Raw genomic sequence first — 8465 nt, 5'->3', positions numbered from 1 at the left:
TAGATTTAAATGAAATCATTTTTAGTAAATATATATAATAGCATTGCTGCCATTTGTTTGGTAGCAATGTTTTTTTCTTGTACAAATACAAAAAAAGAAGTACGAGACTTTTTAGCGGATAAAAATTTACCTATGGGTACAGCTAAAAATATTTATCATATACATAAAGATTCAGGTAGAATAACTTCAAAAACTAAGGCACCTGTTTTTTTTGATTTTTCAAATAGAGAAGAGCATCCTTATAATGAATTTCCAAAAGGAATAAAAATAGTATCAATAAATAAAACAGGAAAAGATTCGGTTACTATCACAGGGAATTATGCTCTGACTTATAACAAAACCAAAGTATCAGAAATAAGAGGTGATGTAGTGATAATAAACCACACAGAGAATACTAAATTAGAAACAAATCAGCTTTTTTGGGACCAAAAAGAACATTACTTTTTTACTGAAGATGGCTTTAGGTTAACAACACCTAATGCAATTATTAATGGGTTTGGTTTTGAATCAAAAGAAGATTTGTCAAAACATATAGCAAAAGATATCACAGGCGATATCGAAGTAAATCAAAAGGATATATAATGAATACACTTTGGAAGTATTTACAATACGGATACCTCGTTGTAGGGGTAATTTTTCTAGTAGAAGGAATTTTAAAATGGAGTTCAGATAAAGAAGGAGCACTTATTATGTTTGGATTTGCTATCTTTATTACCTTAATCTTTTTCTTTAAAAGACATTTTAGAAGAAAAATAGAAAACAGAAATAAACAGCGTTAATGCAAATTGAAGTCATTATAATTTTAGCTTCTATATTATTTTCAGCCTTTTTTTCAGGTATGGAAATAGCTTTTGTTTCAGCCAATAAACTACATATTGAGCTAGAAAAAAAGAGAGAAGGTCTTTTGCCTAAAATTTTAGCAAAATTAACTAGAAAGTCATCTAAGTTTATTACCACTATGTTAGTAGGGAATAATGTTGCTTTAGTGATTTATAGTTATTTTATGGGACAATTGCTAATGACTTGGTTTCAATCATTATTACCTACAAACATATCGTTTATAAATTATTTACTAGACGATTTAAGTTTACTTACTCAAACAATAATATCAACTGTTGTAATACTTGTTACAGCAGAGTTTTTACCTAAGGCTATCTTTAGAATTTATGCAAATGAAATGCTAAAGGTATTTGTGATACCAGCCTATATTTTTTACTTGATTTTTTATGGAATAACTTGGGTTATTACAAAAATCTCTGATTTCTTTTTACGTGTATTTTTCAAAGCAAAAGAAGATGCAGTGCAAACAGAATTTAGTAAAGAAGAATTAGGAAATTATATTTCAGAGCAATTAGATGGAGGAAATGATGAAGGAGAGGTTGATTCCGAAATTCAAATTTTTCAAAATGCATTAGAGTTTCATAAAGTAAAAGCAAGAGAAATTATGGTGCCACGTACAGAAATCATGGCAGTTGATATACATGAATCTGTAAGTAATTTGAAAAAGATGTTTATTTCAACAGGTTTATCTAAAATTTTAGTTTATAAAAACTCTTTAGATGATATTCTTGGTTATGTAAATGCTTTCGAATTATTTAAAAAGCCTAGAGCAATTAAATCAATATTGTTACCAGTAGAGTTTGTTCCAGAATCAATGATTATAAACGATGTTTTGAATAGTTTGATGAAAAAACGAAAGAGCATTGCTGTAGTTGTTGATGAATATGGAGGAACATCTGGAATTATAACTGTAGAAGATATTGTTGAAGAGTTATTTGGAGAAATTGAAGATGAACATGACAATCAAGAGTTGTTAGAAGAAAGATTAAATGAGGAAGAATTTAATTTATCGGCAAGATTAGAAGTTGATTATTTAAACGAAGAATATGATTTAAATATACCTAAAGAAGAAGCTTACGAAACTCTAGGTGGTTTTATCATAAATTATACAGAAACAATACCAAAACAAGAAGAAATTTTAGAAGTAGATAAGTTTCAAATAAAAATATTGAACGCAAGTGCTACTAAAATTGATACTATTTATTTGAAAGTACTGGATAAGGAAGAGTAGACAGAAATTTAAGCTTCAAGTAGCAAACTACCTCAAAAACAGCTAAAAAAAACATTGCATTATTTAATGTGAAATTGTATTTTCGCACACTGTTAATAAAATAAACTACGTATGGCAATTTTATCGAAAATTAGAGAACGCTCAATGTTCTTAATTCTTGTAATTGGTTTAGCACTTTTTGCATTTGTTTTAGACCCATCTACAATATCAGATTTTTTTAATGCAAGTAAAGTAAATGAAGTAGGGGAAGTGAATGGTGAAACTATATCGCGCCAAGAATTTGCCGAAGCTTTAGATGCATATAAAGCTCAAACTGGAAATAGAGTTTCTGAAATGCAAGCAGCAAAAACTGTTTGGAATGAATTAATCAGACAAAAAATTTATCAAACTCAATTAGAAGAAGCTGGTATCACCGTTGGAGATGAGGATATTATGACTGCTCTTTATGATTCTCCTGCAGTTCAAAATCAACCTAGGTTCGAAACTTCAGGTATATTCGATAAAAATAAATTTAAAGAGTTTTTAGCATCTATTAAAGATACTAATGGTGATGAATGGAAAGCTTGGCAAAACTATATGGTTTCTTTAAAAAATAACATTGAGAAAACAACTTACGATAATTTAGTAGCTGCAGGTTTGGGAGCTTCTTTAAAAGAAGGTGAGGCTCAATATTTAATGGAAAACACTAAGGTTAATGCTAAATTTGTTTATGTACCATACACTACAATAGCAGATAGTTTAGTTGTACTTAAAAAGAGTGATATTGAAAATTACATCAAAAAACATGAAAATGATTTTCAAGTTGAAGCTTCAAGAGATATTAAATTTGTAAAGTTTGATATTAAACCAACTGAAGGTGATGAAGCAGCAACTAAAGAAGAAGTAGCTAAATTAATTAATGATTCTGATAATAGAGGAGTTGTTATAAAAGGATTAAAAAATGCTACAGATTATGTAGAGTTTTTAGATGAAAACGATTCAGATATCGCTTTAGATGATAACTATAAGTTTAAAGTACAAGTACCACAAGTTATTGCTGAAGAAATTTTTAATGGTAAAGAAGGAGATGTTTTCGGACCATATAAAGATGCTGATTACTTTAAGATTTCAAAAATATCTAAGGTTACTCAATTACCAGATTCTGCACAAGCAAGTCACATATTAATTCCTTTTGTAGGAGCTACAAGTGCAGATGTAACTGTTACTCAGACAGAGGAAGAAGCTAAGAAAACAGCAGATAGTTTATTAGCAGTAGTAAAAGCTAATAAGTCTAAGTTTGCAGATTTAGCTAAAGAAATGTCTTCTGATAAAGGATCAGCAGATAAAGGTGGTTTTTACGATTGGTTTAGCTATAACAGAATGGTACCTAGTTTTAGAGACTTTGTTTTTGAAGGAAAAGAAGGTGATATGGGAGTAGTGAAATCTCCATTTGGATTCCACGTTATAAAAATTGATGGTCAAAAGAATTTTCAACCAGTTGTTAAGTTAGTAACTTTTGGCCGTAAAATAGAGGCTTCAGAAGCAACAGAGAATGCAATTTTCCAAGATGCTGAAACTTTTGCTTTAGAGTTAGCAAATGGAAAAGATTTTGAAGAAACAGTAAAAGAGAAGAGTTTAACATCTTTACCAGCTGTAGGTTTAAAGTCTTTAGATGAAGTAGTTCCTGGAGTTGGAAATGAAAGAGAAATTATTACTTGGTCTTTTGGAAATGATGTAAATGAAGGAAGTTTTAAACGTTTTGATATAGAAGGAGGATATGTAGTAGCTGTTTTAACAGGAATAACAGAAAAAGGTTTAATGCCAGTAGATAAAGCAATTTCAAGAGTTCGTCCTATTTTAATAAACGAAAGAAAAGCTAAAATGATAGAAGCTAAAATTAGCGGAGCTACATTAGCTGATATTGCTAAGTCTGTAAATGAAATAGTAAGAAATGCTGCAGACGTTAATTTAAATTCGCCAACTTTAGCAGGTGTAGGTTATGAGCCTAAAGTTGTGGGAGCAATGTTAAATGCTAAAGAAAAGCAAGTAATTAAGAATGTATCAGGTGATAAAGGAGTTTTTGCTTTCGAAGTTGAGTCTAGAGAGTTACCAACTGCTTTACCAAATTACGATACTTACAGAAAGCGTTTAGCTAACGAGAGAAAGAATAAAACATTCCAAATGTATGAAGCTGTTAAAAAAGCTTCAAACATTGAAGATAACATAAGTTCATTCTACGGAATTCAATAAGGATTAGAAAACTTAATAAAAAGAGCCGAACGAATATCGTTCGGCTTTTTTATGTTATCATATAAATAAAAACTCTTTATAGTATAAACAAAAAAAGCAATCTCTTTTGAGATTGCTTTTTAAATATGTTTTAAAGCTTTTTATTAAGCGTTTAATGGTTTACCATCCCAAGCAGCTTTCGCAGCTTCTTTTACTGCTTCAGAATACGTTGGATGTCCATGACAAATACGAGCTAAATCTTCAGCAGAAGCTCTAAATTCCATAGCTACGGCAGCTTCCATAATTAAATCAGCTACACGAGCACCAACCATGTGAACACCTAATACTTCATCAGTATTTTTATCAGCTAAAACTTTTACAAATCCATCAATGTCACCACTAGCACGAGAACGCCCTAAAGCACGCATTGAGAATTTACCAGCTTTATATTCAACACCTGCATCTTTTAATTCTTGTTCAGTTTTACCAACAGCGGCAACTTCTGGCCAAGTGTATACAATACCAGGAATTAAATTATAATCAATATGAGGCTTTTGTCCAGCTAAATACTCAGCAACAACAACACCTTCTTCTTCAGCTTTATGAGCTAACATAGCACCACGTACTACATCACCAATAGCATAAATGTTAGAAACGTTTGTTTGTAAATGGTCATTTACTTCAACCATTCCTCTTTCAGTAACTTTTACACCAGCTTTATCTAAAGCTAAACCTTCAGTGTAAGGCCTACGTCCAACAGATACTAAACAGTAATCACCAGTAAATGTAACTTCTTCTCCTTTTTTGTTAGTTGCTTTCACAATAACTTCATCACCATTTCTTTCAACAGAAGTAACACCGTGACTTGTATTAAATTTCATTCCTTGTTTCTTTAAAACTTTAGTAAGCTCTTTAGAAACATCTTTATCCATAGTAGGAGTAATTGTAGGAGCATATTCGATAACTGTTACATCAGCACCTAAGCGTTTATAAACAGAACCTAACTCTAATCCAATAACTCCACCACCAATAACTAATAAATGTTTTGGAACTTCTTTTAATTTTAAAGCTTCAGTAGAAGTAATTACACGCTCTTTATCAATAGATATAAAAGGTAATGTAGATGGTTTAGAACCAGTAGCAATAATGATATTTGTACCTTCAATAACTTCTGAAGTACCATCATTTTTACTAACTTTTACATGAGTAGCATCCTCAAAAGAACCTAAACCTTCGTAAACATCAATATTGTTTTTATCCATTAAATATTTGATTCCTCCAGTAGTAGTCTCTACAACATTAGCTTTACGAGCAACCATCTTACCAAAGTCAAACGTAGGATTTTCAACAGAAATTCCATGTTCGTCAAAATGTTTTATAGCGTCATAATAATGGTGAGAAGAGTCTAATAATGCTTTAGAAGGAATACATCCAACATTTAAACATGTACCACCTAAAGTTGAGTATTTTTCAATGATAGCAACTTTAGAACCTAATTGAGAAGCTCTGATGGCAGCAATATATCCACCTGGTCCAGAACCAATAACGATTAAATCGTATTTCATCTGTTTTATATTTTGTATTTCAGAATTATAACTACAAAATTACACAATCTAACTGACTTGCAATAAAGGTTTTTAGATTTGTTTTATTCTATTTGTTTTACCTTTGAAAATTATATGAAAACACTTTTAATAATTGGGTATGTTTGGGTAGAAAAAACCACTGGAGCTGGAAATAGAATGATACAGCTTATAGAGGTTTTTAAAAATCAAGATTATAAAATTCTTTTTGGTAGCCCTGCCCAAAAAACCGAAAATTCAATTGAGTTAACGAATGTAGGAGTTGAAGAAGTTTCAATTGAGTTAAATTCTTCTTCTTTTGATGAATTTATAGCAGGTTTACGTCCAGATGTTGTATTGTTTGATAGATTTATGATGGAAGAACAATTTGGTTGGCGTGTAGCAGAAAGCAGCCCAAAATCTCTCCGTGTATTAGATACTGAAGATTTACATTTCTTGCGAAAAACACGTCATAAACAGTTAAAAAAAGGAGAAGAGTTTTCTAAAAATGCGTTGTTAAATTCTGACGATGCTAAGCGAGAGATAGCATCTATTTTACGATGCGATTTAACTTTGATTATTTCGAGCTATGAAATGAAATTACTTAAGGAAGTTTTTAAAATAGATGAACGTTTATTGTACCACCTTCCATTTTTATTAGATAGAATAGATGATAATAAAATAAAGGACTGGAAGTCTTTTGAAAAAAGAAACCATTTTGTTTTTATAGGTAACTACTTTCATGTCCCAAATGTAGATACAGTTTTAGAATTAAAAAAACACGTTTGGGAAAAGATAAGAAAGCAACTACCCAAAGCAGAAATACATATTTATGGAGCTTATGCAACGCAACAAATAAAGCAATTGAATAAACCACAAGAAGGATTTTTAGTAAAAGGTTTTACAGACGATGCAATTGAAGTAATTAGTAATTCTAGAGTAGTTTTAGCACCTATTCGTTTTGGAGCAGGTATCAAAGGAAAGCTAACGGAAGCTATGATTACTGGAACACCATCTGTAACTACTTTAATCGGAGCAGAAGGCATGCATGAAGATTTTCCATGGAACGGTTTTATTGAATCAAATTTGGATGAATTTTCAAATAAAGCAGTATTACTTTACTCAGATAAAAAAGTATGGGAAGAGTCTCAGAAAAAAGGAATTGATATCATAAATCAAATTTATGACAAAGAAAAAATAGGTTTTCTTTTTCTAAATCAAATAGAAGAACTTCAAGAGAATTTAGATACTCACCGCACACATAATTTTTTTGGAAACTTAATACAATACCAAACACTTAAAGCTACAAAATATATGAGTAAGTGGATTGAAGAAAAAAATAAGAATTAGTTTTTAAGAGGCTGATAATCTAGCGGAAGCATGTTTGCAAAAGATTCAAAAGCCCAATATCCTTCATTGAAAATTGCATGTGGATTTAATAAAATTCCAGAATTTTCAATTTGAGATTTTTTCTCTAATAAAACAATATTTGATGTTTGTACACCAGAAGCTTTTTTACGCCTTCCAAACATACCAATCAAATATTTATCTTCTTCAGGTTCTTTAGTGTAGGTAATAGAAAGGTAGTTTTCAAAGCTTAAAAAAGGTTTGTTTTCAATGTGTTCAATCATGTCTTTGTAAGGGATATTTCTTTTGTATAAGTAATCTCTGTATTTTGTTAGTCGACTTTTTCTAAGGGTAACTAAAGCACTATCCAATGGTGTTTTCGGAGTTGTTACTTTTTTTGAAAGATTAATGTTTTTGTTGTGTAGCCTAATTAATTCACGAGCCATTTGTATTTTTTCTTCCGAAGGTCTTTCAGGGTTTAAAACTCGTTTAAATTGGTTTATTATAAAGCCCTCTTTTTTTAAGTTTTTAGCAAGCAAGCTTCTTAAAAAATGCATACGAGAACCGTTATAGGTTTCTAATCTATTTTGTTTCCATTTCTTTTTAATAGATTTTTTTAAGTTCTCATAACGTGAATATCCGCTAAAAAATAATTGTTTACCTTTTATTTCAAAGTGAATTAAATCGTAAGTGATTAAATAACCAAGACCTTTATGTTTTATTTTTAAAGGCTCTTTTGCAAATGCAGTTAAACTATTTGTTTTTCTATCAAATTCAAAGTGTAGTGATTTAGGGTTTTGAATTATACATTTTTCAGCTAGTGATGTTCTTCCTAAAAATGTTTCTTTAAACCTAGCTAAATTATATTTCCACTCATCGTCATATTTAGTTTTATGAACAACTACTTCATCTAACAAAGTATCTTCTTCTTTAAGAGTAATGTTGAGAGAAATAGGATTGTTTGAAGTAGTTATAGGAATTTGTTCAATTTTATATCCTAAGAAAGAAATTATAAGAGTATAGTTTCCTTTAGGAGCTTTTAATTGAAATTCACCATTATTATTGGTAATACTGCCAATTGTAGTATTGTTAAGATATACAGAAGCTCCTTCTATATTTTCATTGTCTTTGGAAATAATTTTTCCTGAAATTTTAGTTTGAGAAAAACTATAAATTGAAATAAAAGTAAATAGACAATAAAGAATAAATCCCTTTTTCATAAAATAAATTTTTATAAAAATAGGGACTTATTTTTTTCTTTAAAAAGAAGTAATGTT

Annotated in this window: 7 protein-coding genes; 5 read left to right on the top strand and 2 right to left on the bottom strand. The window is 30.1% G+C overall.

Features of this window, described 5'->3' with window-relative positions; genetic code table 11:
* The first annotated feature begins 9 nt into the window (after positions 1–9).
* From lptC to F7018_RS13200, 4 genes are all read left to right on the top strand, one after another.
* On the top strand, positions 10–582 hold the full coding sequence (gene lptC / locus F7018_RS13215; RefSeq protein ID WP_150900536.1) for an LPS export ABC transporter periplasmic protein LptC: 573 nt from the start codon (positions 10–12) through the stop codon (positions 580–582).
* A complete protein-coding gene (locus tag F7018_RS13210) occupies positions 582–779 on the top strand; it encodes a hypothetical protein (protein ID WP_150900535.1) in 198 nt (65 codons plus the stop codon). The genes lptC and F7018_RS13210 overlap by 1 nt, the downstream gene beginning before the upstream one ends.
* Entirely contained in the window at positions 779–2071 is a 1293-nt protein-coding gene (locus F7018_RS13205) for a hemolysin family protein (protein WP_150900534.1), read from the top strand. The genes F7018_RS13210 and F7018_RS13205 overlap by 1 nt, the downstream gene beginning before the upstream one ends.
* Before the next feature lie 111 nt (positions 2072–2182).
* Positions 2183–4300, top strand: a complete 2118-nt coding sequence (locus F7018_RS13200) for a peptidylprolyl isomerase (RefSeq protein ID WP_150900533.1) — start codon at positions 2183–2185, stop codon at positions 4298–4300.
* A 143-nt stretch (positions 4301–4443) separates the two neighbouring features.
* Here F7018_RS13200 and lpdA read toward each other — a convergent pair whose 3' ends face one another.
* The gene (lpdA, locus tag F7018_RS13195; RefSeq protein WP_150900532.1) at positions 4444–5844 is read right to left on the bottom strand and encodes a dihydrolipoyl dehydrogenase; all 1401 of its coding nucleotides are present in this window, start codon (positions 5842–5844) and stop codon (positions 4444–4446) included.
* 114 nt (positions 5845–5958) lie between these two features.
* On the opposite strand from lpdA, the gene F7018_RS13190 reads away from it, so the two are divergent.
* Positions 5959–7191: a glycosyltransferase gene (locus F7018_RS13190; RefSeq protein ID WP_175578730.1), complete on the top strand. Its 1233-nt coding sequence runs from the start codon at positions 5959–5961 to the stop codon at positions 7189–7191.
* Here F7018_RS13190 and F7018_RS13185 read toward each other — a convergent pair.
* On the bottom strand, positions 7188–8408 hold the full coding sequence (locus F7018_RS13185; RefSeq protein ID WP_150900531.1) for a carboxypeptidase-like regulatory domain-containing protein: 1221 nt from the start codon (positions 8406–8408) through the stop codon (positions 7188–7190). The genes F7018_RS13190 and F7018_RS13185 overlap by 4 nt on opposite strands.
* Positions 8409–8465: the final 57 nt, after the last annotated feature.

The sequence above is a fragment of the Tenacibaculum aiptasiae genome, assembly GCF_008806755.1.
In the GTDB taxonomy this organism is placed as follows: domain Bacteria; phylum Bacteroidota; class Bacteroidia; order Flavobacteriales; family Flavobacteriaceae; genus Polaribacter; species Polaribacter aiptasiae.
The sequence above is the reverse complement of the archived record's forward strand: the minus strand, read 5'-3'. Positions and strand labels throughout refer to the sequence as shown.